Origin of the sequence: Stenotrophomonas sp. B2 (assembly GCF_014947095.1) — a bacterium.
Lineage (GTDB): Bacteria > Pseudomonadota > Gammaproteobacteria > Xanthomonadales > Xanthomonadaceae > Stenotrophomonas > Stenotrophomonas maltophilia_P.
In genome coordinates this window covers 205881-229181 of the sequence record NZ_JADCQA010000007.1, presented here as the reverse complement: position 1 = coordinate 229181, position 23301 = coordinate 205881, and the positions used below count along the sequence as shown (strand labels likewise).

Annotated in this window: 16 protein-coding genes; 7 read left to right on the top strand and 9 right to left on the bottom strand. The window is 66.5% G+C overall.

All coding sequences use genetic code 11. From position 1 onward, the window contains the following. Positions 1-47 precede the first annotated feature (47 nt). The gene (locus IMX13_RS10680; protein WP_193396331.1) at positions 48-347 is read right to left on the bottom strand and encodes a DUF2388 domain-containing protein; all 300 of its coding nucleotides are present in this window, start codon (positions 345-347) and stop codon (positions 48-50) included. A 62-nt stretch (positions 348-409) separates the two neighbouring features. Next, a complete protein-coding gene (locus tag IMX13_RS10675; protein ID WP_193396330.1) occupies positions 410-1798 on the bottom strand; it encodes an FAD-binding oxidoreductase in 1389 nt (462 codons plus the stop codon). A 171-nt stretch (positions 1799-1969) separates the two neighbouring features. On the opposite strand from IMX13_RS10675, the gene serA reads away from it, so the two are divergent. Beyond that, positions 1970-3211 carry a phosphoglycerate dehydrogenase gene (serA, locus tag IMX13_RS10670; RefSeq protein ID WP_111186471.1) on the top strand — a complete coding sequence of 414 codons (1242 nt, stop codon included), beginning with the start codon at positions 1970-1972 and terminating at the stop codon, positions 3209-3211. Positions 3212-3265: 54 nt separating this feature from the next. On the opposite strand, the gene IMX13_RS10665 is transcribed toward serA, so the two are convergent. Then, positions 3266-3880: an NUDIX hydrolase gene (locus IMX13_RS10665; RefSeq protein ID WP_081279755.1), complete on the bottom strand. Its 615-nt coding sequence runs from the start codon at positions 3878-3880 to the stop codon at positions 3266-3268. Positions 3881-4011: 131 nt separating this feature from the next. Here IMX13_RS10665 and IMX13_RS10660 point away from each other — a divergent pair, with 131 nt between their 5' ends. The 5 genes from IMX13_RS10660 to mtnC all read left to right on the top strand — a co-directional run bounded on the left by IMX13_RS10660 (position 4012) and on the right by mtnC (position 9549). Beyond that, positions 4012-5487 carry an amino acid permease gene (locus IMX13_RS10660; RefSeq protein WP_053519499.1) on the top strand — a complete coding sequence of 492 codons (1476 nt, stop codon included), beginning with the start codon at positions 4012-4014 and terminating at the stop codon, positions 5485-5487. A gap of 91 nt (positions 5488-5578) precedes the next feature. Further along, on the top strand, positions 5579-7006 hold the full coding sequence (locus IMX13_RS10655) for an amino acid permease (RefSeq protein ID WP_053519498.1): 1428 nt from the start codon (positions 5579-5581) through the stop codon (positions 7004-7006). 566 nt (positions 7007-7572) lie between these two features. Continuing rightward, positions 7573-8214 carry a methylthioribulose 1-phosphate dehydratase gene (locus tag IMX13_RS10650; RefSeq protein WP_053516701.1) on the top strand — a complete coding sequence of 214 codons (642 nt, stop codon included), beginning with the start codon at positions 7573-7575 and terminating at the stop codon, positions 8212-8214. A 78-nt stretch (positions 8215-8292) separates the two neighbouring features. Then, positions 8293-8850: an acireductone dioxygenase gene (locus IMX13_RS10645; RefSeq protein ID WP_053516703.1), complete on the top strand. Its 558-nt coding sequence runs from the start codon at positions 8293-8295 to the stop codon at positions 8848-8850. A 3-nt stretch (positions 8851-8853) separates the two neighbouring features. Continuing rightward, positions 8854-9549 carry an acireductone synthase gene (gene mtnC, locus IMX13_RS10640; protein WP_065182688.1) on the top strand — a complete coding sequence of 232 codons (696 nt, stop codon included), beginning with the start codon at positions 8854-8856 and terminating at the stop codon, positions 9547-9549. Between the two features lie 72 nt (positions 9550-9621). Here the strand turns inward: mtnC and IMX13_RS10635 are convergent, their stop codons facing one another. From IMX13_RS10635 to IMX13_RS10610, 6 genes are all read right to left on the bottom strand, one after another. Next, on the bottom strand, positions 9622-12138 hold the full coding sequence (locus IMX13_RS10635) for a glycoside hydrolase family 2 protein (RefSeq protein ID WP_227255390.1): 2517 nt from the start codon (positions 12136-12138) through the stop codon (positions 9622-9624). A 236-nt stretch (positions 12139-12374) separates the two neighbouring features. Further along, positions 12375-13601, bottom strand: a complete 1227-nt coding sequence (locus IMX13_RS10630; RefSeq protein WP_193396328.1) for an AGE family epimerase/isomerase — start codon at positions 13599-13601, stop codon at positions 12375-12377. Continuing rightward, entirely contained in the window at positions 13598-14593 is a 996-nt protein-coding gene (locus tag IMX13_RS10625; RefSeq protein WP_193396327.1) for a carbohydrate kinase, read from the bottom strand. The genes IMX13_RS10630 and IMX13_RS10625 overlap by 4 nt, the downstream gene beginning before the upstream one ends. A 7-nt stretch (positions 14594-14600) precedes the next feature. After that, the gene (gene fucP / locus IMX13_RS10620; RefSeq protein WP_053516708.1) at positions 14601-15914 is read right to left on the bottom strand and encodes an L-fucose:H+ symporter permease; all 1314 of its coding nucleotides are present in this window, start codon (positions 15912-15914) and stop codon (positions 14601-14603) included. 59 nt (positions 15915-15973) lie between these two features. Further along, positions 15974-17026, bottom strand: a complete 1053-nt coding sequence (locus IMX13_RS10615) for a LacI family DNA-binding transcriptional regulator (protein WP_053516709.1) — start codon at positions 17024-17026, stop codon at positions 15974-15976. 96 nt (positions 17027-17122) lie between these two features. Further along, entirely contained in the window at positions 17123-19507 is a 2385-nt protein-coding gene (locus tag IMX13_RS10610; protein WP_227255403.1) for a GH92 family glycosyl hydrolase, read from the bottom strand. 611 nt (positions 19508-20118) lie between these two features. Between IMX13_RS10610 and IMX13_RS10605 the strand changes: the two genes are divergently transcribed. Beyond that, positions 20119-23193 carry a TonB-dependent receptor gene (locus IMX13_RS10605; RefSeq protein WP_193396325.1) on the top strand — a complete coding sequence of 1025 codons (3075 nt, stop codon included), beginning with the start codon at positions 20119-20121 and terminating at the stop codon, positions 23191-23193. Positions 23194-23301 lie beyond the last annotated feature (108 nt).

The window sequence follows — 23301 nt, the reverse complement described above, 5'->3', positions numbered from 1 at the left end:
CGGCCGGCGCCACGGCAAGCGAAACCGCGGGCGGCATGCGGCCCGGATCAACGCGCCAGCAGGGCGCGCGCCAGTTCCAGATCGCTCTGCTGCTGCGCGGCAGCGTCCTGCTCGCGCAGATGGACCAGCGCGGCCTGCAGGCACGCGCCACGGATCTGGCCGTCGCTGGCGACAAAGGCCGCGGCATCATCGCGCGCTGCGCGCACGACCTTGTCGTCACCCGAGCTGCTGCCCGACGAGCCGGACGATGCACCGGTTGCCGAACCGGCCGAGGTGCCGGCGAAGCTGGAAGCGAAGCCGGCCAGCGGCAGGGACAGCAGGGCAATCAGCAGGAACGGTCGGATCATCGGTCGAAGGCCGGTTGAAGGAATGGGAGGAGCGTAACGGGTGCGTGAAGGGTTTGCCCAGATCAGGCGTCGAACAGCTTGCCCGGGTTCAGCCGCCCTTCGGGATCGAACGCGCGCTTGACCGCCTTCATCAACGCGATTTCCGCCGACCCGCGCGTGCTGTCCAGGTAACCCTTCTTGACCAGGCCGATCCCGTGTTCGGCCGAAATGCTGCCATCGAAACGCGCCAGCACCTGCGCCAGCAGCTTGGTCACCTGCTCGCACTGGGCAAGGAACTCGGCGTCGCTGGTGTCGTCCGGCTTCAGCACGTTGATGTGCAGGTTGCCGTCGCCGATATGGCCGAACCAGACCACATCGAAGTGTGGATAAGCTTGGCCGATCAGCGCCTGGGTCTCGGCCAGGAATGCCGGCATCGCCGAGATACGCACCGAGACGTCATTCTTGTAGGGCTTGTAGCGCGCCAGTGATTCGGTGATGCCCTCCCGCAGGCGCCACAGCTGGGCCGCCTGGGCGTCGCTGGCGCTGATCACACCGTCGCTGACCCAGCCGTTGCCCATGCAGTCCTCGAAGGCCGCCATGGCCGCGGCTTCCTGTGCCTCATCATTGGCAGCGAACTCGGTCACGACATAGTACGGATGCACTTCGTCGAACGGCGCCTGCGCACCATGTGCCAGCACGTGTTCCAGCGCCCGGTCGGTGAAGAACTCGAACGCCTGCAGCTGCAGGCGCGCACGGAAGGCGGCGAATACCTGCATCAGCACCTCGAAGCTGGGCAACGCCAGCAGCATCACGTTGCTGGCCGGCGGGGGATCGGTCAGCTTCACCGTCGCCTCGACGATCACGCCCAGCGTGCCTTCTGAACCGATCAGCAGCTGGCGGAAGTCGTAGCCGCTGGAGTTCTTGATCAGGCCCTTGTTCAATTCCAGCAGTTCGCCGCTGGCAGTGACCACCTTCAATCCGGCGATCCATTCACGGGTGTTGCCGTACCGGATCACGCGGATGCCGCCGGCATTGGTGGCGATGTTGCCGCCGATCGAACACGATCCGCGCGCGGCGAAGTCGACCGGATAGATCAATCCATGCTCCAGCGCGGCGTTGTGCAGCGCTTCGAGCGGCATGCCGGCCTGTACCACCAGGGTCCGGTCGACCGCGTCGTAGGCCAGGGCCTTGTTCATCCGTTCCAGGCTCAGCACCAGTTCGCCGTGGGCGGCTACCGCGCCGCCGGACAGCCCGGTACGGCCGCCGGAGGGCACGACCGCAACCGCTTCGGCCGCGCTCCAGCGCATCACCGCCTGCACCTCCTCGACCGTGGCCGGCAGCGCGATCGCCAGCGGCGCCGGCGTCCAGCGCCGGGTCCAGTCGCGACCGTAATGCTCCAGGTCGGATGGGTCGGTCTTCAGCTTCAGGCCGGGACAGGCCTGCAGCAGCGAGGCAATGCGGGAATCGGTCATGTCGGTCCAGCGCGGTGCGTGACGAACGGGCAAGCGTGCCAGTGGCACGCGCCAGCGTCCAGCCCCGCAGTGCCGCACAGATAGCTACGGATGCAACCAATTGCGCACTGCACCATGGGCGGTCCGATCTGGCATAGTGGTCAGCCCCTGTCCCACTGGCCGTGTTGCCCCATGTCGCCGAAGAAGACCTCGTTCCCGAAGCAGGATATCCGCGTGCTGTTGCTGGAGGGGGTCAGCCAGACCGCCGTGGAGGTATTCAGCGCCGCCGGCTACAGCCAGATCGAGGCGCACACCAAGGCGCTGCCCGAGGACGAACTGAAGGCGCGCATCGCCGAGGCGCATATCGTCGGCATCCGTTCGCGCACCCAGCTCAGCGCCGAGGTGCTGGCCGAGGCCAAGCGCCTGATCGCGGTGGGCTGCTTCTGCATCGGCACCAACCAGGTCGATCTGGACGCGGCCGAGCTGGCCGGCATCCCGGTGTTCAACGCGCCCTATTCCAACACCCGCAGCGTGGCCGAACTGGTGATCGCCGAGGCGATCATGCTGACCCGTGGCATCCCGCAGAAGAACGCTGAATGCCACCGCGGCGGCTGGTCGAAGTCCGCCAGCGGCAGCCATGAGGTACGGGGCAAGACGCTGGGCATCATCGGCTACGGCCACATCGGCACCCAGGTCGGCGTGCTGGCCGAATCGCTGGGCATGCAGGTGATCTTCCACGACGTGGAAACCAAGCTGGCGCTGGGCAATGCGCGTGCCGCGGCCAGCCTGGACGACCTGCTGGCACGTGCCGACATCGTTACCCTGCACGTGCCGGAGACCCCGGCCACGCAGTGGATGATCGGCAGCACCGAGCTGGCGAAGATGCGCAAGGGCGCGCACCTGATCAATGCGGCGCGCGGCACCGTGGTCGACATCGATGCGCTGGACGCAGCGCTGGCCAGCGGCCATGTCGGTGGGGCTGCACTGGATGTGTTCCCGGTGGAGCCGAAGGGCAACGGCGACATCTTCGAATCACCGCTGACCCGCCACGACAACGTGATCCTGACCCCGCATGTCGGCGGCAGCACGCTGGAAGCGCAGGACAACATCGGCGTGGAAGTCGCCGCCAAGCTGGTGCGCTACAGCGACAACGGCAGCACCCTGTCGGCGGTCAACTTCCCGGAAGTGACCCTGCCCGAACACGAAGACAGCCTGCGCCTGCTGCACATCCACCAGAACGTGCCGGGCGTGCTGTCCAAGGTCAACGAGATCTTCTCGCGCCACAACGTCAACATCGACGGCCAGTTCCTGCGCACGGACCCGAAGGTGGGTTACGTGGTGATCGACATCACCGCCAGCGAGGAGCAGGCCACTGCGGTGCGCGAAGAACTGGCGGCCATTCCGGGCACGTTGCGCACCCGCATCCTGTATTGATTGAAGGTTCGCCGGGCACGGCCCGGCGGCCCGCGCATGAGGTGAACGTCCCCGTCAGCGCGCCAACCACCGGCGCGCCATGCGCTGCATCGATTCGTCCGATTCCGGATCGGCCGCGACTTCGGTCACCGGCCGCCAGGCCAGGTCCAGCGATTCCTCGCTGAGCACGAAGTCCTCGCCCCCCAGCGCCCGGATCACGAAGCGCACGTCGTAGTGCCAATGCCCCGGCACGTCCCCGCGTTCGGGGATCCAATGCTTGTCCAGGTCGAAGATCGCCGGATCGTCCAGCACCAGCCCGGACAGCCCCGACTCCTCCTCTGCCTCCTTCAGCGCCACCCGGGCCAGGTCGCGGTCGCCGTCGGCGTGGCCGCCCAGCTGCAGCCAGCGCTGCAGCTTGCGGTGGTGGGTCAGCAGCAGGCGCTGGCCATCGGCGCTGACCAGCCAGCAGCTGGCGGTGAAGTGGCCGGCCAACCGCTCGCGCCGGAACGGATCTTCCGGATCGTCCAGCAATGTGCCGAATTCGGCAGCCAGGGCGTCGTGGGCGGGCTCGAGGCGCGCATGGTCCCGCAGCAGACTGCGCAGGCGATCATCAAGCGCGGCAAGGGTTTCGGCGGTGTGGCTCATGAATGGGGGTGGTTCGGAAAAATACTGTTCATTATCGCCGCTCATTGTTGCGATTGCGCTTGTGCGTTGGCTTCAGCTTTGGCTAAGGTACAGCGGGCCGTTCGCGCGGCCTTCACCATTCAGGGCTGCCGGCAACGTATCGACGGCCCCCAAACCGATCATTAGGGAAGTACTGCATGCTGAAAGCTCTGTTGAGGGTCAAGCCGGTGCAACCGGCCGGGCACGTCGATGCCGGCGAACCCATCGAAGGTAGCCTGGACGGCGAAGCCACGCTGAAACGGACCCTCACGGCGAAACACCTGATCCTGCTTGGCGTAGGGGCGGTGATCGGTGCAGGCATCTTCGTACTGACCGGTCAGGCCGCGGCCAACCACGCCGGCCCGGCAGTGATGCTCTCGTTCGTCTTCGCCGGCATCGCCTGCGCACTCGCCGGCCTGTGCTACGCCGAGTTCGCCGCGATGATGCCGGTATCGGGCAGCGCCTACTCCTACTCCTACGCCACGCTCGGCGAGGGCATGGCCTGGTTCATCGGCTGGTGCCTGGTACTGGAGTACCTGTTCGCCTCGGCCTCGGTCGCGGTGGGCTGGTCGGCCTACCTGATCAGTTTCATCACCACCACGCTGCACATGCCGTTCCCTGACGCACTCAGTGCGGCACCGATCGCATGGACCGGGAGCGAGTTCATCTCTTCCGGCAAGCTGTTCAACCTGCCGGCGGTCCTGATCGTCGCTGCGGTCTCGGGCCTGCTGTATGTCGGCGTGACCCAGTCGGCCTTCGTCAACGCCATCATCGTGGCCATCAAGGTCACCGTGATCTGCCTGTTCATCGGCTTCGGCGCCGCCCACATCGATCCGGCCAACTGGCAGCCCTTCATTCCGGAGAACACCGGCGTATCCGGCGAGTTCGGCTGGAGCGGCGTGTTCCGTGCCGCCACCATCGTGTTCTTCGCCTATATCGGCTTCGACGCGGTTTCCACCGCAGCCGGCGAAACCAAGGACCCGCAGCGCAACATGCCGATCGGCCTGCTCGGGTCGCTGGCCGTGTGCACCCTCGTCTACATCATCGTCTGCGCCGTGCTGACCGGCATGATGCCGTATCACCTGCTGGGCACCGACAAGCCCGTGGCCACCGCGCTGGAGCCCTATGCCAGCCTGTCCTGGCTGAAGACCGCAGTCGAGATCGGCGCCATCGCCGGCCTGTCCTCGGTGGTGCTGGTGATGATGATGGGCCAGACCCGCATCGCCTACACGATCTCCCGCGACGGCCTGCTGCCGAAGTTCTTCGGCAAGGTCCATGCCCGCTTCCGCACCCCGTACTGGGCCACGATCGTGGTCGGTGTGATCGCTGCGGCACTGGCCGGCCTGATGCCGCTGAACGTGCTGGGCGAACTGGTCTCGATGGGTACCCTGCTGGCGTTCGCGACCGTATGCATCGGCGTGCTGGTTCTGCGCTATACCCGTCCGGAGCTGCATCGTCCGTTCCGCGTGCCGGTGGTGTGGATCATCTGCCCGCTGGGCGCGGCGGCCTGCCTGTTCCTGTTCTGGCAGGCCTTCGTGGTGCACTGGCATCTGTTCGTCGGCTGGACCGTGCTGGGCCTGCTGATCTACTTCGGCTACGGCATGCGCAACAGCAAGCTGGCCAAGTCCGCCTGAACCTGCGGGCCGGCCCTGCGCCGGCCCGTCTGCTCCTGCCAGTGTTTCCGCCCGCGCGCCCCCCCGGCGCGCATCGACAAGATCCCCACACATGTTCAAGCAACTCTGGGCCACCAAGCACCCGCATGCCGCCCATGAAGACGCCAATGGCCTCAGCCTGCGCCGCCACCTCGGACCCTGGGGGTTGACCGCCCTGGGCATCGGCGCAGTGATCGGCGGCGGCATCTTCGTCATCACCGGGCAGGCCGCAGCCAACCATGCCGGCCCGGCCATCATGCTCTCCTTCGTGCTGGCCGCCATCTGCTGCGCGTTCTGCGCCATGGCCTACGCCGAGTTCGCCTCGATGGTGCCGGTCTCGGGCAGCGCCTATACCTATACCTATGCCACCTTCGGCGAGCTCTCGGCCTGGTTCATCGGCTGGATGCTGGTGCTGGAGTACGGCGTGTCCGCCTCGGCAGTGGCGGTCAGCTGGACCGGCTACTTCCTGAGCCTGCTCAGTCACTTCGACATCCACCTGCCGGCCGCACTGGTGAGCGCACCGCTGGACGGGCAGCTGCGCCCGACCGGCGCGATCGCCAACCTGCCGGCGGCCATCCTGGTGCTGCTGCTGACCTGGCTGTGCTACGTGGGCATCAGCAAGTCCTCGGCCATGAACATGGCCATGGTGGTGCTCAAGACCGGCCTGATCGTGCTGGTGATCGTGGTTGGCTGGAAGTACGTCGATCCTGCCAACTGGACCCCGTTCATTCCGGAGAACCAGGGGCCCGGCAAGTACGGCATGGAGGGCGTGCTGCGCGGCGCTGCCATGGTGTTCTTCGCCTATATCGGTTTCGAGGCGGTCTCGGTGGCGGCACAGGAATCACACCGTCCGCAGCGCGACATGCCGATCGGCATGATGCTCTCGCTGGTGGTCTGCACGGTGCTGTACATCGCCATGGCGGCCGTCATGACCGGCCTGGTGCCGTACACCCTGCTCGGCACCGATGAGCCGGTGGTCACCGCCGTCGCGGCGCATCCCCAGCTGGGCTGGCTGCGGGTGGTGGTGGAAATCGGGGCACTGGTCGGCCTTTCTTCGGTCGTACTGGTGATGGTGATCGCGCAGCCGCGCATCTTCATGATCATGGGTCGCGATGGCCTGCTGCCGCCCGTGTTCACCCGGATCCATCCGAAGTACCGCACTCCGCATATCAATACGGTCATCACCGGAATCGGCATCGCCCTGCTGGCTGCGCTGTTCCCGCTGGATGTGCTCGGCGAACTGACCTCGATGGGCACGCTGATCGCCTTCGCGGCGGTGTGTGCGGGCGTGCTGATCCTGCGCCGCACCCAGCCGGACCTGCCGCGCCCGTTCCGCATGCCGATGGCGTGGCTGATCTGCAGCCTGGGCGTGCTCAGCTGCCTGGCGCTGCTGTCGGCGATGACCATGCACAACTGGATGCTGATGGGCGTGTGGACGTTCTTCGGGTTCGTGATCTATTTCTGCTACGGCTTCCGGCACAGCCGCCTGCGGGTGAAGTAAGGGGTTCTGCATTGCAGGGCCTGCGGCCCTGCACCCGCCGTTGAAGCCGGAGCAACGGCAACGGCAACAGCAACAGCGGGGCCGAGGGTTTGGCGGGACGGGTTGGGTTCGCGGGGGACGCCGTGAATCCATCCCTGGAGGCTTGGCCGCGGCATCCATGCCGCGGACACCCCCGCGAACCCAACCCGCCCCACCTCCGACAGTCTCCTGGCGCGTCTGGTTGGTCCACGTCTTGCGTGGATGAATTCGTCCAGGAGATGAATTTTCGTAGGTCGATGAATCCTCTGTAGAGCGGAGCCATGCTCCGCTCCGAGCAAGCGCAGCGAAGCGACCCGCTTTTCGCTTTTCCTTCTTCACTCCGTGGCTGACGCGCACGGAACCTGTCCGTGGCCGGGCGGGTGGGCTGTGCAGGGGTGTCCGCGGCAGGGATGCCGCGGCCAAGCCCCCAAGGATGGGTTTACGGCGTCCTCTGCACAGCCCACCCGCCCGGCCAAAGCAAGAAATCCCGCCCGGCGAGACAGCCACGAGGGGCTCCGCCGTTGGCCGAATCCAGTAAAATCGCCCGCATGAACGCCGCCCCCCTCCCCTACGACACCGCGCGCCTGAGCGAGCTCGCCCAGCTGCTGATCGACAACGTCCGCGAACTGGCCCAGGCCGGCTGGACCCCGGCCACCAGCAGCAACTTCTCCCATCGCCTCGACGACCGCCATGCGGCAATCACCGTCTCCGGCAAGGACAAGGGGCGGCTGATCGAGGACGACATCATGGTCGTGGACTTCGATGGCCAGGCCGTCGGCCGTCCCCTGCGCCCGTCCGCCGAGACGCTGCTGCACACGCAGCTGTACAGGCGTTTCCCGGAAGTCGGCTGCGTCCTGCACACGCATTCGCCGGTGCAGACCGTCGCCTCGCGCCTGTATGCACCGCAGGGGCACATCCGCCTGGAAGGCTATGAGCTGCTGAAAGCCTTTGCCGGCAACAGCACGCACGAGATGGCCATCGACGTTCCGGTGTTCGCCAACACCCAGGACATGAACGTGCTGTCGGCCCAGGTCGAGGATCTGCTGGACCGCCAGACGCTGTGGGGCTACCTGATCGATGGCCACGGCCTGTACGCCTGGGGCCGCGACATGGCCGAAGCGCGCCGCCACCTTGAGGCATTCGAGTTCCTGCTGCACTGCGAACTGGAACTGCGCAGGCTGCGTGGCTGAGCAGATTCCAAACCGCAATCTGCGCCCGCCCGCCACCCTGCTACCCTGTCCTCCCCCCGAGACGTTCAAGCTGCCGCCATGAGCCGACTGCGCATCTACGACGACACCCGCCCCGAATCCCCGCTGCTGGACAGCCAGGACGGCGCCATCATCGCTGCCGAGCTGCAGAAGATCGGCGTGACCTTCGAGCGCTGGCAGGCCACCGCACCGGTCGCGCCGGGCGCCAGCCAGGACGAGGTGTTCGCCGCTTACCGCGCCGACATCGATCGCCTGGTCGCCGAACGCGGCTTCAAGAGCGTGGATGTGGCGTCGATCGCGCCGGACAATCCCAACCGCGCCGAGCTGCGCAGGAAGTTCCTCGACGAGCACTTCCACAAGGAAGACGAAGTGCGCTTCTTCGTTGCCGGCTCGGGGCTGTTCACCCTGCACGTGGGTGACAAGGTCTACGAGATCGAATGCGTGAAGGATGACCTGATCGCCGTGCCCGATGGCACCACACACTGGTTCGACATGGGCGAGGAGCCGAGTTTCGTGGCCATCCGCTTCTTCACCGAGCCGGATGGCTGGGTCGGCCACTTCACCGGCACCGACATCGCGCAGAAATTCCCCCGTTACGTTCCGACCCAGGCATCCTGATCCATGCAGCCCCGCGTCATCCTGACCGACATCGAAGGCACCACCAGCAGCATCTCGTTCGTCAAGAACGTGCTGTTCCCCTATGCGCGCCAGGCGCTGCCCGGCTTCGTGGCCGAGCATGGCCAGCGACCGGACGTGCGCCGCTGGCTGGACACGGTGGCCAGCGAAATCGGCGGCGCCTGCCAGGACAGCCTGGTCGCCGAGACCCTGCAGGGCTGGATCGACCAGGACCGCAAGCACACGGCGCTGAAGGCGCTGCAGGGCCTGATCTGGGACGCCGGCTATCGCCGTGGCGACTACACCGCGCACTTCTATCCGGAAGTGGCGCCGGTGCTGAAGGGATGGCATGCCTCGGGCCTGCCGCTGTACGTCTACTCCTCCGGTTCAGTGCCGGCGCAGAAGCTGTTTTTCGGTTTCAGCGACGCGGGCGATCTCAGCCCGCTGGTGTCAGGCTGGTTCGACACCGAGATCGGCGGCAAGCGTGAGGCCGACAGTTACCGCCGCATCGTCCAGTCCATCGGCGTGCCGGCAGGCGAGATCCTGTTCCTGTCCGACGTGGTGGAAGAGCTTGATGCCGCGCGCGAGGCGGGTCTGCAGACCCGCCTGCTGGACCGTCTGGACGACTACCCGATGCCGCGCGTCGGCGACGCCGCCCACGGTCACGAGCGGGTCGAGAACTTCCAGCAGATCCAGCTGTAACACGATCCCTTTCTGGTCGCTGCCAACCCGGGGGGGCACCGGCCCAGGCCAGGTACCGCCGACGGCGCAGCCTCAACGATCGTTGAGGCTGCGCACCTCCAGCGCCTCGCGCAGCGTGGCCAGATCCACCGGGCCGCGCACGTTGATGTCGCGGCTCTCGCCCGGCAGCAGATCGAGCAGGTTGTCCTCCAGTTGCACCTCCAGGGCACCGAAGTCCACCCATGCCGCGCGCACGAATGCCCTGCTCTGCAGCCGCAGCCGGTAGTGGTCCCCCTCGACGTCCAGCGTGGCCCTGAGCGCCTGGCGGGGCAGCACCTGATCCTTGGCCTCGACGAATCCCACGACCTGACGCGCAGTCGTCTTCCCTCCCTGCAGCACCTCGAACACGGCAATCGTGCGCTTCGGATCGGCACCCGCCAGCAGTTCGGCATCACTGAAATCGCCGACCGCCGTCACGCCCGCGGCCGCCAGGGTCACCGCCTGCTCGCGACGACGTAGCACTTTGCCGTCGACATCCATCACCCGCAGCCGCCAGCGCGCCTCGCCGGCGTCGCCATCGTTGAGCAGACGCACGCGTGTCGTCCCCTCGTCACGCAGCGCCGCCACGGCAACGGGAGCGAAGAAGCGCCGCGCCTGGTAGTGCAGCGCCTTCCAGCGCCCGAAGTAGTCCACACTCGACCAGGACGCACCCGGCCATACGTCATTGAGCTGCCAGTAGAGCGAGCCCATCGTGTAGGGGCGTGAGGCGCGATGGTGCAGCGCTGCCAGAGCGATGCCATCGGCCTGCATCACCTGGCTGAGATACACGAAGTCCCCGAAATCCTTCGGCGTACCGTAACCCCGCTCGATATAGTGCAGCAGACGGCTGTTGCCCTCGCCCGCCATGAATTTCTGGTGCGCGCGAATCACCGGGCTGTCGATCCGCTGCTCGGCGCGGGTTGCGATCTGGTCCACCGTAGCCACGGCCGGCCACGCCTGCAGGCCGTACTCGGACATGAAGCGCGGCGTCTCGCGCAGATAGGCCTGCACCGGCAACGCCGGATTGCCCCACACCTGCCAGTAGTGCTTGTCGCCACGGGTGGAGTCGTTGGCCTTCTCGTCGAGGTCGTTGCTGGGCGAACTGGACCAGTACGGCACCCCCAGCCCTTCTTCACGGACCACCGCGCGAAGGTCATTGCCGAACAGGTCCACATAGCCCTGCCAGACCTTTGCTGCAAAGGCCGGATCCGCGGCCTTCAGGTCGCGGCCATGGCCCCAGTCCTTCCACGCGGTTTCCTCTTCGTTGTTGCCACACCACAACACGATGCTGGGGTGATGGCGCAGGCGGCGCACGTTGTCGCGCGCTTCGGCAACCACGCTGGCGCGGAATGCCGGGTCGTAGCCGGGCTGCATGCCGCCGCCGAACATGAAGTCCTGCCAGACCAGCAGGCCCAGTTCATCGGCAATATCGAAGAACACATCGTTTTCGTAGTAGCCGCCGCCCCAGTTGCGCAGCATGTTCATGTTGGCGTCGCGCGCGGCGGTCAGCACCTGGCGCACGCGCGCGGGATCCACATGGGCCGGGAACGCGTCGAAGGGAATCACGTTCGCACCCTTGGCGAAGACCGGCACGCCGTTGATCACGAATGCGAAGCCCTGGCCGCCATCAGCGTCCTTGTCGCGGCGCAGTTCGACCGTGCGCAGGCCGATGCGCTGCTCGCGCGCGAGCGACCCGCTATCGCCGCTGTCCAGGCGGACCGCCACCACGTAGCGATCCTGTGCCCCGTAGCCGACCGGCCACCAGCGGCGCGGCTGGGCAAGCGCCACCGGCAGCTCCACCGTATTCGCTCCCGGGGCCACTGCAACGTGCCGCTGCGCCCGCGCGACACTGCGCATCTCCGGATCGAACACCTCCACATCGACGGCCGCGGTACCCGCGGCAGCGTCCTGTTCCACCTGCAGCACTACCGCAAGCTTCGCCTGCTGCGCGTCCAGCATCTCGGTGCGTACGGCCACATCGCCGAGGCGGCGCTCCCCCCAGGACTCCAGGTCGATGCCACGCCAGACCCCGGCGGTGACATAGCGCGGACCCCAGTCCCAGCCGAAATGGTAGGCCGGCTTGCGCGCGAAATTACCGACCATCGCATCCTTCGGCTCGTCACCATAGGGCGAAGGATAATTGCCAGCAATCCTGTTCGGCATCGCCTGGACAGCGGGCAGCAGCGTGCGGATCGGCGAACGGAACACGATCTGCAGCGTGTTGCCCGTCGCCTTCAGGCGGCCGTCCACGCGCACGCGCCAGCTGCGGTGAGCGTTGTCGGCGCGCAGCAGCGGCCTGCCGTTGAGGGTGACTTCCGCGTACGTATCCAGACCGTCAAAGCGCAGTTCCGCGTTCGGCCTGGCCAGGGTCGCGGCGTCCACATCAAAGCGTGCACGGTATTCCCATGCCGCCAGGCCGATCCACTGCAGCTCGGCCTCGGCGGCGCCGACGTAAGGATCACGGATCAGTTCATGCGCCAACAGGTCGGTGTGGATGCTGCCCGGCACCTGCGCGCTGCGCCATTGCTGCAGGCCGGGATGCGCCGCGCCCTGCGCGTCGCCCGGCAGCATGCGGAACTCCCAGCTTGCCTGTAACGGAGCGGCCGCTGCCGGGAATACGAGAGTGGCAATCCACAACAGGGCCAGAGAGGCGAATGGGCAAACGGCACGGAAAGGGCGATGCACGGGCGGGACTCCTGTTGTGTCCGCCGGGCATGGCCCGGCGCTACCGATCATGCTTCCGCCGGGCATGGCCCGGCGCTACCGATCATGCTTCGCCGGGCATGGCCCGGCGCTGCCGGTCATGCTCAACGCACGACGTTCAGCACTTCGTAGCAGGCACCCATGGTGTGGTAATCCACCTTGCCTGCAGGGCTCTTTTCATCGCTGTATTTGCGGTTGTCTGCATCGAGAATGCGGAACCAGGCGCCGTAGCGGTGATCGACGAAGTGCTCCCAGGAATAGGCCCAGATGCGGTCGTACCACTGCCAGTAGCGGTCATCACCGGTGCGCGCAGCCATCAGCGCAGCGGTTGCCAGGGTTTCGGCCTGTACCCAGAAGTACTTGTCGTCGTCGCAGACGAAGCTGTCGCCGCCGATCGGCGCGCCGTCCATGCCCGGCTGCCGTCGTGACTCCGGCGCGAAACCGTAGTACAGGCCACCACGGGCCTCGTCCCAGCTGCGCTCCACGGCCACGTCGAACAGATGACGCGCCGTCGGCACCAGCCAGTCGGCCTGCACGTGCCGATCCAGGATCAGCAGCAGTTTGGCCCACTCCGTCTGGTGGCCCGGCTGGAAACCCCAGGGACGGAACAGATGCTTGGGGTCGTCCAGGTTGTAGTTCCAGTCGATCTCCCAGTTGGAATCGTAGTGCTCCCATACCAGGCCACCGGCCTTGGCTGCCTGGCGACGGGTCATGTTGTCGGCCAGCTGCAGGGCACGTCCCACATAGCGCTGTTCGCCACTGGCCTCGAACGCAGCCAGCATGGCCTCGCACATGTGCATGTTGGCGTTCTGTCCACGGTAACTGGTGAAGTTCCACTGGCCGTCCGCCTCGTCCCGGTACAGACCGTGCTGCGGCTCCCAGAAGCGCGCCTCCAGCAGCTGCCAGGTCTCATCCATCCACGCGCGGGCCTGCTCGATGCCGGCCTTCAACGCGCAGCTGTAGGCCAGCAGGACGAACGCCACGCCATAGCAGTGATTCATGTCGTCCTCGACCTGGCCATCGCGCAGGGTCCAGGCATAGCCACCGGTGGCCGGATTGCGGTGCACCTCACGCAGATAGCGCACGCCATGCTCGACGGCCTCGCGGTACTCGGCCTTGCCGAACTCGCGATAGGCCATCGCGTAGTTGAAGACGAAACGGGTGCTGCTTACCAGATGGCGATGGCTGGCATCGTAGACGCTGCCGTCGTCACGGAAATAATGGAAGAAGCCACCGGCCGGATCGATGCAGCGCGGATGATAGAACGCCAGGGTGTCGGCGATATGCGCGCGCAGGAACGCGGGCGAACGGAAGTCGGGCGAGGTGCTCATGCGGTAATGTCCTGTGCCTGCAGCAGCTGCTGCACTTCGTCGAGCGAGGGCATCGCGGCGAACGCGCCCTTGCGGGTAACGGCCAGCGCGCCGACCGCGGCACCGAAGCGCAGCGTGGCGTCGATGGCCTGCGGGTCCTGGCAGAACGCACTGAATCCCGCGCCTGCGCCACCCCGCTCCAGCAGTCCCACCAGCACGCCTCCCACGAAGGCATCACCGGCTGCGGTGGTATCGACAGCGGCGACCTGGAAGCTGGTCACCGTGCCCTGCGCTTGGCGGGTGTACCAGTGCAGCGTGGCCGCACCATCGGTCACGATCACCCAGTGAGCCTGCGCCGCCAGCAGCCGCTGCAGCACCGCGTCCTCGCCGCCGTCGCCCAGGGGCGCCGCCAGGTAGTCCAGTTCTTCGCGCGACAGCTTGACCAGGTCCGCGCGTTCGAGCGCCTGCCACAGGCGCGGCGACGGATCGACATCGGCCGGCCACAGCGCCGGCCGCAGGTTGAGGTCGAGACTGACCACAGCCCCGGCAGCGCGCGCGCGCTCCATGCCCGCGAAGGTTGCGTCCGCGATGGCCGCCTCGGTCAGGCTGTTGGAGCAGACGTGGAAGCACTGCGCACTGTCGAAGCAGGCGGCCTGGAAATCACTGTCGCGGAACAGCAGATCGGCCGCCGGCGGACGGTAGAAGCTGAAGCTGCGCTCTCCCTCTGCATCGAGAGCGACGAACGCCAGCGCGGTCTTGGCGGCATCGGTGCGAACGATGTAGTCGGTACCGACACCGTGCTCGGCCAGGCTTTCGGCCAGGAAGTCGCCGAACATGTCGCGGCCCAGCATGCCGACGAACTGGGTCTTCGCGCCCAGCCGCGCGGCAGCCACCGCGACGTTGGCCGGTGCCCCGCCGGCGTATTGCAGGAACGCGCGCGGCGTGTCCGCATTGGCCGGCGGCTGCGCCAGTAGATCGATCAAAATTTCGCCGAAGCAGACAATCGCACCCATTCCGGACTCAGCCTCCCTGCGTTGCGGAGGCCGGCGTACGTGCGCCGACCAGTCCGTAGAAAATGATGTAGACGTAGCACAGCAGCGGCAGGATGAAGCTGGCCTGCACCCCGATGTGGTCGGCCAGCACGCCCTGCAGGTACGGCACCACGGCGCCGCCGACGATGGCCATGATCAGCAGGCTCGAGCCCTTGTTGGTCAGCGGCCCCAGGCGCTCGATGCTGAGCGCGAAGATGGTGGGGAACATGATCGAGTTGAACAGGCCGATCGCCACCACCGAGTACAGCGCGACACTCCCGGCGCTGGCCATGGTCAGCGCCAGTAGTCCGACGTTGACCAGTGCGAAGATCGCCAGCAGGCGGCTCGGCGAGAAGCGGGCCAGCAGCGCCGAGCCGGCAAAGCGGCCGACCATCGCCATCGTCCAGTAGGCGGAAACGTAGTGTGTGGCCTCCTGCTCGCTGAATCCGCCGATGTCGGGCATCGACAGGTAGTTCACCAGGAAGCTGCCGATCGACACTTCCGCACCGACATAGAAGAAGATGCCAAGCACGCCCAGCAGCAGATGACGCTGGCGCAGCGCATCCAGATAGCTGTGGTGATGCCCCTGGTCGGCCTGTTCGGTCGCATCGCTCAGCGCCGGCAGGCGGAACAGGAACACGAACAACGCCAGCAGCACCAGCGCCACCGCGAGGCCCACATACGGGCCCTGCACGGCCTGCGCCTCGGCAGCACGATAGGCCAGCTGTTCGGCGGCCGGCATCGCCGCCATTTCATCGGCGCTCTTGACCGTATTGGAAAGAATCAGCATGCCGCCGAAGATCGGCGCGATCGCCGTACCCAGCGAGTTCAACGCCTGCGCCAGGGTCAGCCGGCTGGAGCTGGTCTGCTCCGGGCCCAGCAGCGCCACATAGGGATTGGCCGCCACCTGCAGCACGGTGATGCCGGTGGCGAGCACGAACAATGCACCCAGGAAGGCGCCGTAGATCCGCAGTTCGGCCGCCGGCCAGAAGCCCAGCGCGCCCACACCTGCAATCAGCAGGCCGGCCACGATGCCCTTCTTGTAGCCGAGAGCCGCGACCAGGCGGCCAGCGGGCAGCGACATCAGGAAGTACGTACCGAAGAAGGTGAACTGCACCAGCATCGCCCGCGCGTAGTTCAGCTCGAACACCGCCTTCAGGTGTGGAATCAGGATGTCGTTGAGGCAGGTCAGGAAGCCCCACATGAAGAAGATGGTGGTCACCACGGCCAGGGCCTTGCCGTTGGTGACGGCCGGTGCGTTGCCCGGGGAACCCGACGGACGGGGCGTTGCTGAGATCGGCATGCGGAACGCGCCTCGTTGCGCGGAATCGTTGTTGCGTGGAAGGAGTAACGGCAGTGAAATCAGGTCGGCCGGGCGGCACTGCTTTCGCGGATCCGCAGCTGCACCGGAGCCACCGTGCGCCGTGGCGGCGCATCCGGTTCGTCCAGGCGCTGCAGCAGCAGTGCCGCCGCCTGCCGGCCACGCTCGCGCGGGTCGGCGGTCAGCGTCGTCAACGGTGGCACCGCCACCGAAGCCTCGGAAATATCGTCGAAGCCGGTGACAGCGAAATCGCCGCCCGGCCGGATGCCGCGCGAGTTCAAGCCCAGCATCAGCCCCAGCGCGACGGTGTCGTTGTAGCAGACCGCTGCGCTCGGCCGATGGCCATCGGCGAACAGTTCGTCGGTGCGTGCAGCCGCCTCCAGCCGGTTCGGCGCCGATTCGATCATCCAGCCGGGTGGCAGCGACAGTCCAGCCTCAGCCAGCGCCTGCTGGAAGCCGGCACGGCGCTGGTGGCAGGAACTGGACGCCGCGTGGCCGCCGAAGAAGGCGATATGGCGATGGCCGCGCTCGATCAGGTGGCGGGTGGCCAGATAGGCCCCATGCTGGTTGTCCAGCGTCAGAAAGTCCCAATCGGCCCCGTCCAGCTCACGGTTGAACAGCAGGACGTTGGCATTGGCTCCCAGTGCCTGGCGCAGCTGCGTGGCATCGCTGCCTTCGGCCGGCGACAGGATCAGCCCCGCCGGGGTGTGTTCCATCAGCGTGGACAGCACCGCCTGCTGGCGTTCCGGCGATTCGCCGGTGCTGCCCAGCAGGGTCACGTAGCCACGCCCACCCAGCGCCTCGTCGACGCCGGAGGCGAATTCGGCGAAGAATGGATTGGACAGGTCGTTGATCACCAGTGCGATGCTGGAGGACGTGCGCCGCCGCAGGTTGGCTGCTGCGCGGTTGTAGACATAGCGCTGGCGCCGCAGCTCGGCCTCGACCTTGGCCCGGGTATCGACGTTGACCAGCGGGCTGCCGCGCAGCACCAGCGACACGGTCGCCCGCGATACGCCGATGGCGCGCGCGATGTCGGTCACCGTCACTGCCTTGCCGGCGCGTTTGCTGGAAGTGCTGCTGCCGTTGTCGTTCATCGTATTCCCGGGCTCCGCTGAGGGCTCAAGCCTAATGGATCGCGGCCGTCTCGTGCCGTGCCGTTCGCTGGGTCGCCGCGAACGGCACAGCCCCGATCAACGCAGCTGGCTGCCAGGTGCCGCGCACCAGGACACCGGCAGATCCTTCACCGCCGTGCCCCACCCCTGGGTCGGCGCCTGCGCGTCGAGGGCGAAGTGCAGGCGCGGGCCCTGCTGCAGGCGCTCCCAGTCCAGCCAGACCGGGGCATGCGCCTGGCCATCGACCTGCACGCCCTGCACGTACTGCAGGCGGCGGCCGTCCGCCCCCGGGGCATTGATGCGCAGGGTGCGGCCATTGCCCATGTCGACCTCGACCCGGGCAAAGCGCGGCGTATGCAGCAGGAACTGGCCACTGCCCGGTACTGCCGGGTACATGCCGATCGCACTGAACAGGTACCACGCCGACATCGTTCCAAGATCGTCGTTGCCGGTCACGCCATTGGGCGCATTGGTGAACAGCTGCTGCGCGGCCCGCACCACCGCGGCGGTCTTCCACGGCTGGCCGATCAGGGTGTAGAGCCACGGCGCGTGCAGATCGGGTTCGTTGTTCGGGTTGTAGCGGAACTGGTTGTAGTAGCTGTAGGGTCCGACCACCCATTCGCGCCGCGCGGCATTGAGCGGGTCGGCCTGCAGTGCATCCATCGCGAAGAAGGCATCGAGCCGGCGCCCGGCCTGCTCACGACCGTCCATCGCCTCGACCAGCCCCGGCATGTCCTGCTGCGCCAGCCACTGGTACTGCCACGCGGTGCCTTCATGGAAGCCGTGGTGGGAACGTGGGCTGTAGTGCCCGTCGGCCGGGGTGTACCACTGCCCGTCCTCGGTGCGAGGCCGCGGGAAGCCGCTGAAGCCGGTCTCGGCGTCGCGGACCTGCGGGTCCCACACCTTGCGCCAGTTGCGGCCGCGCTCTCGCAGCGTCGCCGCATCCCGGGCGTGACCCAGGCCATCGGCCATCTGCGAAAGCGCGCAGTCGGCCAGTGCATATTCCAGAGTGGCCGAGCCGCCGTGATGCGGATCGACGTCCATGCCCTTGGACGGGAACGCACGGTCGTAGACCACGTAGCCCTTGTCCAGATAGGTCGGATTGCCCGACCGGCCCGCATGACGGGAATTCAACGGCGGGGTGCCGAACGCATTGCGGCGCAGCGCATCCCACGCCTGCGATTCACGGCCCTTGAACGCACCGAAACGCCACAGGTCGACCATGAACGGGGTCACCGGATCGCCGGTCATGATGTTCGTCTCAAAGTTGGCGTAACCCCAGCGTGGCAGCCAGCCCCCCTGCTCGTCGATCGCGAGCAGCGTGCGGCCGATGTCACGCGCCACATCGGGGCGGGTCAACGCCAGCCATTGGTTCTGCGCGCGGTAGGTATCCCACAGCGAGAAGTACTCGTAGTAGGTCCAGCCATCCGCGCGATGGATGCCATCGTCGTAGCCGCGGTAGCGGCCGTCGGCATCGCTGCCGGTCAGCGGCTGCAGCAGCGCGTGGTAGGCGGCGCTGTAGAACACCGTGCGGTCATCAGCACTGCCGCCCTGCACGCGCACCCGGCCCAGCTCCTCGCGCCACGCCTGCTGCGACAGCGCGCGCATGCGGTCGAACCCCATCAGCGCTCCGCCCTGCATGCCCTCGGTGCGCAGGTTGGTGCGCGCGCCTTCGGCATCGACATGCGAAATCGCGCTCACCGCCGTGACCGACTGCCCCTTGGCCAGGTCGAAGCTCAACCAGGCACCGTTCGGCTTCTGCTCGCCTTCCATGCTGTGGCGCGCCCCCGGCAGGCCACCGGCCTCGCCCCAGGTACCATGCGCCTTGAACGGGCGATCGAACTCGATGCGGAACCACGTCGTGTACTGGTGGCCACCGCAGAAACTCTTGGTGACCAGCTTGCCCTCGACCACGCGGTCGCCGACCACGTCGATCACGCTGCCGATCACCGAATGGCGTTCATTCGCCTGGCCGACATTCACCAGCACGTGGCCATCGCCGCTTCGCTGGCTGAAGGTGTAGCGCTCGGCGGCGGCACGGGTGCGCGCGGTCGCCTCGGCATCGATGCCACCGTAGCTGGTCAGGCGCACCTTGTAGTAGCCGGCCTGGCCGATTTCGCCGTCATGCGTGTACGACGCGGCATAGGTCTTGTGGTTGAAGCTCTTGGCGTCGGCGGTGTCGAAATCGCCACCGGGACCGATGCTGCCGGTCACGGGCAGGACCGAGACCTGGCCGCCCTGCTCCCAGCACCCGGCACCGGACAGGAAGGAGTGGCCGAAGCCACGGATCTTCTCGTCGTCGTAGCGCCACCCCGAATAGTGGCTGCCGATGGGGCTGACCTGGATCAGGCCGAAGGGTGCCGAGGCGCCCGGGAACGTGTTGCCATCGTCCTTGCTGCCGATGAAGGTGTTCACCTCGCGCTCGAGTGCGGCCGGGGCGGCCTGCAGCAGCACCGGCGACATCGCCAGTGCGAGCAGCCAGGCCAATCGCGTCAACGGGCGCGGCGTCGAGGGGACAGCGGGAGCGGACGGCACTGGGCGCATGTCGGGTTCCTGTGGTCGATGGTGCGGTGGCAGACGGCTGGAGCCTGCAACGCCTTCCGCTGAGCGCTGCCTGCCGGCAGCCTGCTCCCCGTGGAATGGCGCGAGACCCGCGCAATCGTGAATTTAGATCGATTCAAGTAGAGCATGGCGATTCCCGCCAATGCATTCTGCGCCGCAGCATACGTCCCGCCGCGCGGCCTCTTGGCCGGCCTGCCGGGGAATCGCGCGAGAAAACGTTTCCAGCCGATTCAGAAAAACGTCATGCCCCCGCCACGGCAATACCATATTGCGCAGCAGCATGCGCCGACGGGCAACCCATGCTAAAAAACGCCCGCCCATCGCTTAGATCGATCCAAGACGACGTTGCGGTGGCCGGGAGTTTGGGGAAGCAGCGACAGGACGGGCCGGCACAGACACAGGATGCAGTTGCAACTGCGTAGCGACCGCACCGGCATCACCACAGATTAGATCGATTCAAGTCATCCGCACCACGTCACACGTCACCGGATCAATCCAGGAGAGAGGGAGAGATGGGAATGAGTCACTCAAAACGCATGCATGGCCAGGACGCGCTGTCGCTGGCCATCGCGCTGGCATTGGCCGCCGCCGTCCTGCCGGCGGGCGCCGCCGCGCAGCAGGCCACCACCGGCACGCCCGACGCCACCACGCTGGACAGCGTCCAGGTCACCGGCTACCGCTACGCCATCGAAAAGAGCCTTGAGCAGAAGCGCGACGCCAACGCCGTGGTCGAAGTAATCACGGCCGAAGACGTCGGCAAGTTCCCCGACAAGAACGTGGCCGACGCGCTGCAGCGCGTACCGGGCGTGGTCATCACCCGCGACGGCGGCGAAGGCAAGACGGTCAGCGTGCGCGGCCTCGCTGCAGACCTTACGCTGACCCAGTTGAACGGCAACTACGTCGCCACCTCCGAGACCAACGACGAGGCGACCCGCTCTTTCAACTACACCCTTCTGCCGTCCAACATGCTGTCCAGCGCCGAGCTGTTCAAATCGCCGGAAGCGCGCATCGATGAAGGCGGCATCGGCGGCACGGTCATCCTGCACACCCGGCGCCCTCTGGACATGGAGTCCAACTCGGGCTTCGTCACCCTCGAAGGCACCTCGTCGGATACCAGTCACGACATCGATCCGCAGGCCTCCGCACTGTACTCGTGGCACAGCAAGGACGAGCGTTTCGGCGTGCTGGTCGGCGTGACCCAGCAGAAGCGCACCAGCCGCACCATGGAAGTCACCACCGAGAACTATCAGTGGTACGGCACCGATACCGATGCGCGCGACGTGCATGGCAACCCCATGCTGCAGGACGGCATCGAGTACTGGTGGGGCAACTCCGGCTTCAACAACCAGAACGGTCGCAACTACACCGACTTCTTCATGCCGACCTCGGTCAATTTCGCGGTGAAGGAGGAAACGCGCGAGCGCAAGGGCGGGCAGCTGACCTTCCAGTTCAAGCCGGTCGACAACGTGACCATGACGGCCAACTACTTCCGCTTCGAGCTGGAGGGCAACTACGCCCAGCACATGCTGAAGGTGCCGGAGTGGAGCATGGCCCGCTTCAATGGTGACGGCAACTGGGCCGGCGGCCGCATGCTCAACGGGCTGGACTTCGATCCCAGCGGCACCGTCGTCACCGGCGCGCAGTTCGAGAAGCTGGCCGGCAAGACCTATTACTGCAATGAAGCCGAGGCCGAAGCGGCCGGGCTCGAGCCGGGGGGCTGGGGCCCCGATGACTGCACCATTCCGACCCCGCAGCTCACCGGCGGCTACAGCCGCGAAAAGGCGCTCTCGCAGACCGCCGACCTCAGCATCGACTGGGATATCAGCCCACTGTGGAAGGCGTCGTTCACCGGCGGCCGCACCTGGTCCGAAGGCGGTCCCTCGATGAACTTCCGCATGTCGGCCAAACCGCGTCGGCAGACCAATGGCGTGTGGGAATCGTCCAGCAGCACCTCCTGGGACCTGACCGGCACGCCGTCGGGCACCTTCGCTCCCGACCTGCAGCAGCAGCTCATGGCCGGCATCGCCGAGATCGACACCGGTTCGACCGACTCGTCCTGGAAGCAGACCGAGATCAAGCAGAACTATTTCCAGGCCGATGTCACCAAGCTCTTCGAATCCGGCTGGCTGGACTCGATCCAGTTCGGTGCCAAGTATCGTGACGGCACGGTGCACCGCAACACCGGCAATACCTACTGGGTGTGCCAGGGCCGAGACCCGTCGGACTACGACAACAACCGCTACCAGAGCGGCTGCGACCCTACGGCCAATATCGCCCAGCCCGGCTTCTTCCTGTCCAACCCGATCAGCAACATCCCCGGCGGCTTCAATACCAACGTGTTCCCGGGCATCAACTATCCGGCCTACATCGATTACCTGAACAAGACCTACGGCGGTTCGCACAACCGTGTCGAGGACGACTTCATCTACAACGTCAACGAGAAGATCTACTCGGGCTACTTCCAGGCCAACTTCCGCACCGAGCGGGTGCGCGGCAACGTGGGCGTGCGCGTGGTGCGCACCAAGCAGCTGGCGCAGTCCACCGATTCGATCGAGCGTTTCGACGACTACTTCCTCGACAACGCCGCAGGCGCACCGATGGCGTGCTCCGATCCGGCCGCGGCGGCCTACCCGAACTACAGCTGCGAGAGCGGTTTCGTGCGCCTGCCCTACAACCTGGCACAGAGCAAGAGTTTCGAGCTGCTGGGCGTGGACCGCACCTACACCGACGTCCTGCCGAGCTTCAACATCGCCTGGGACATCACCGATACCCTGCTGCTGCGCGGCGCCGCCTCCAAGGTCATCGCACGCCCCGGCTACACCGAGATCGGCGCTCCGGGCAGCCTGCGCTACTACAGCGAGGAGTACGTCAATGACCGCCGCGTGGCCGGCGGTGCACCGACCCCGGGCTGGACCGGCGACGGCAGCAACAAGCAGCTTGAACCCTTCGAGGCCACCCAGTTCGACCTCGGCCTGGAGTGGTACTTCCAGCCTGGCGCGGTGGCCGGCGTGGGCCTGTTCCGCAAGAACGTGGACAACTTCACCGTGCCTGTCGTGCGCGATATGCAGATGCAGGTCGGTGGCGAAACCGTGACCGTGCAGGACTACGAGACCCGTGCCAATGGCCAGGACGGTGTGTCGCAGGGCGTGGAGCTGTACGGCCAGTACACCTTCGATTTCGGCGTCGGCGTGCAGGCGAACTACACCTACAACGACACCAACCTGGCCTCGATCGTGCTGGATGGGCAGAACATCGGCTCGTCGCCGCTGGTCGGCAGCGCCAAGAACCAGGCCAACGTGACGGTGTTCTACGAGAACGACAAGTTCCTTGCCCGCGCCTCGTACAACCGTCGCGGCCAGGTGGTCGGCGGACTGAACAACGGCATGACGGTCTACACCGAGCCGTACGACCAGCTTGATCTCAACGTGGCCTACAACCTCACCCCGGAGTGGACCCTGACCGCGTCGGTGATCAACGCCACCAAGTCCGAGCAGCGCGTGCATCTGGGCAATGACACCAAGGCCCGCCTGATCTCCAATACCTACGCGGGCCGCCAGCTGTACTTCGGCGCGACCTGGAAGTTCTAAGGCAGTCGCCCCGCCTGGCGCGGGGACGTTCCTCCACGGCAGCCACGCTGGTACAGGTGGCTGCCGTTTTTCATGGGCACGGCGGAGGCATCACTTGACCCTGCCATC

What these genes read in the sequence shown, in the direction of transcription:
- fucP (WP_053516708.1), bottom strand. Translation starts at nt 15,914, where the DNA reads ATGCCGATCTCAGCAACGCCCCGTCCGTCGGGTTCCCCGGGCAACGCA.
- IMX13_RS10650 (WP_053516701.1), top strand. Translation starts at nt 7,573, where the DNA reads ATGAACGCCGCCCCCCTCCCCTACGACACCGCGCGCCTGAGCGAGCTC.
- IMX13_RS10615 (WP_053516709.1), bottom strand. Translation starts at nt 17,026, where the DNA reads ATGAACGACAACGGCAGCAGCACTTCCAGCAAACGCGCCGGCAAGGCA.
- IMX13_RS10645 (WP_053516703.1), top strand. Translation starts at nt 8,293, where the DNA reads ATGAGCCGACTGCGCATCTACGACGACACCCGCCCCGAATCCCCGCTG.
- IMX13_RS10625 (WP_193396327.1), bottom strand. Translation starts at nt 14,593, where the DNA reads ATGGGTGCGATTGTCTGCTTCGGCGAAATTTTGATCGATCTACTGGCG.
- IMX13_RS10630 (WP_193396328.1), bottom strand. Translation starts at nt 13,601, where the DNA reads ATGAGCACCTCGCCCGACTTCCGTTCGCCCGCGTTCCTGCGCGCGCAT.
- IMX13_RS10680 (WP_193396331.1), bottom strand. Translation starts at nt 347, where the DNA reads ATGATCCGACCGTTCCTGCTGATTGCCCTGCTGTCCCTGCCGCTGGCC.
- IMX13_RS10665 (WP_081279755.1), bottom strand. Translation starts at nt 3,880, where the DNA reads ATGAGCGGCGATAATGAACAGTATTTTTCCGAACCACCCCCATTCATG.
- IMX13_RS10655 (WP_053519498.1), top strand. Translation starts at nt 5,579, where the DNA reads ATGTTCAAGCAACTCTGGGCCACCAAGCACCCGCATGCCGCCCATGAA.
- IMX13_RS10610 (WP_227255403.1), bottom strand. Translation starts at nt 19,507, where the DNA reads ATGTCGCCGGTGCTGCTGCAGGCCGCCCCGGCCGCACTCGAGCGCGAG.
- IMX13_RS10635 (WP_227255390.1), bottom strand. Translation starts at nt 12,138, where the DNA reads ATGCTGCCGGGCGACGCGCAGGGCGCGGCGCATCCCGGCCTGCAGCAA.
- serA (WP_111186471.1), top strand. Translation starts at nt 1,970, where the DNA reads ATGTCGCCGAAGAAGACCTCGTTCCCGAAGCAGGATATCCGCGTGCTG.
- mtnC (WP_065182688.1), top strand. Translation starts at nt 8,854, where the DNA reads ATGCAGCCCCGCGTCATCCTGACCGACATCGAAGGCACCACCAGCAGC.
- IMX13_RS10675 (WP_193396330.1), bottom strand. Translation starts at nt 1,798, where the DNA reads ATGACCGATTCCCGCATTGCCTCGCTGCTGCAGGCCTGTCCCGGCCTG.
- IMX13_RS10660 (WP_053519499.1), top strand. Translation starts at nt 4,012, where the DNA reads ATGCTGAAAGCTCTGTTGAGGGTCAAGCCGGTGCAACCGGCCGGGCAC.
- IMX13_RS10605 (WP_193396325.1), top strand. Translation starts at nt 20,119, where the DNA reads ATGGGAATGAGTCACTCAAAACGCATGCATGGCCAGGACGCGCTGTCG.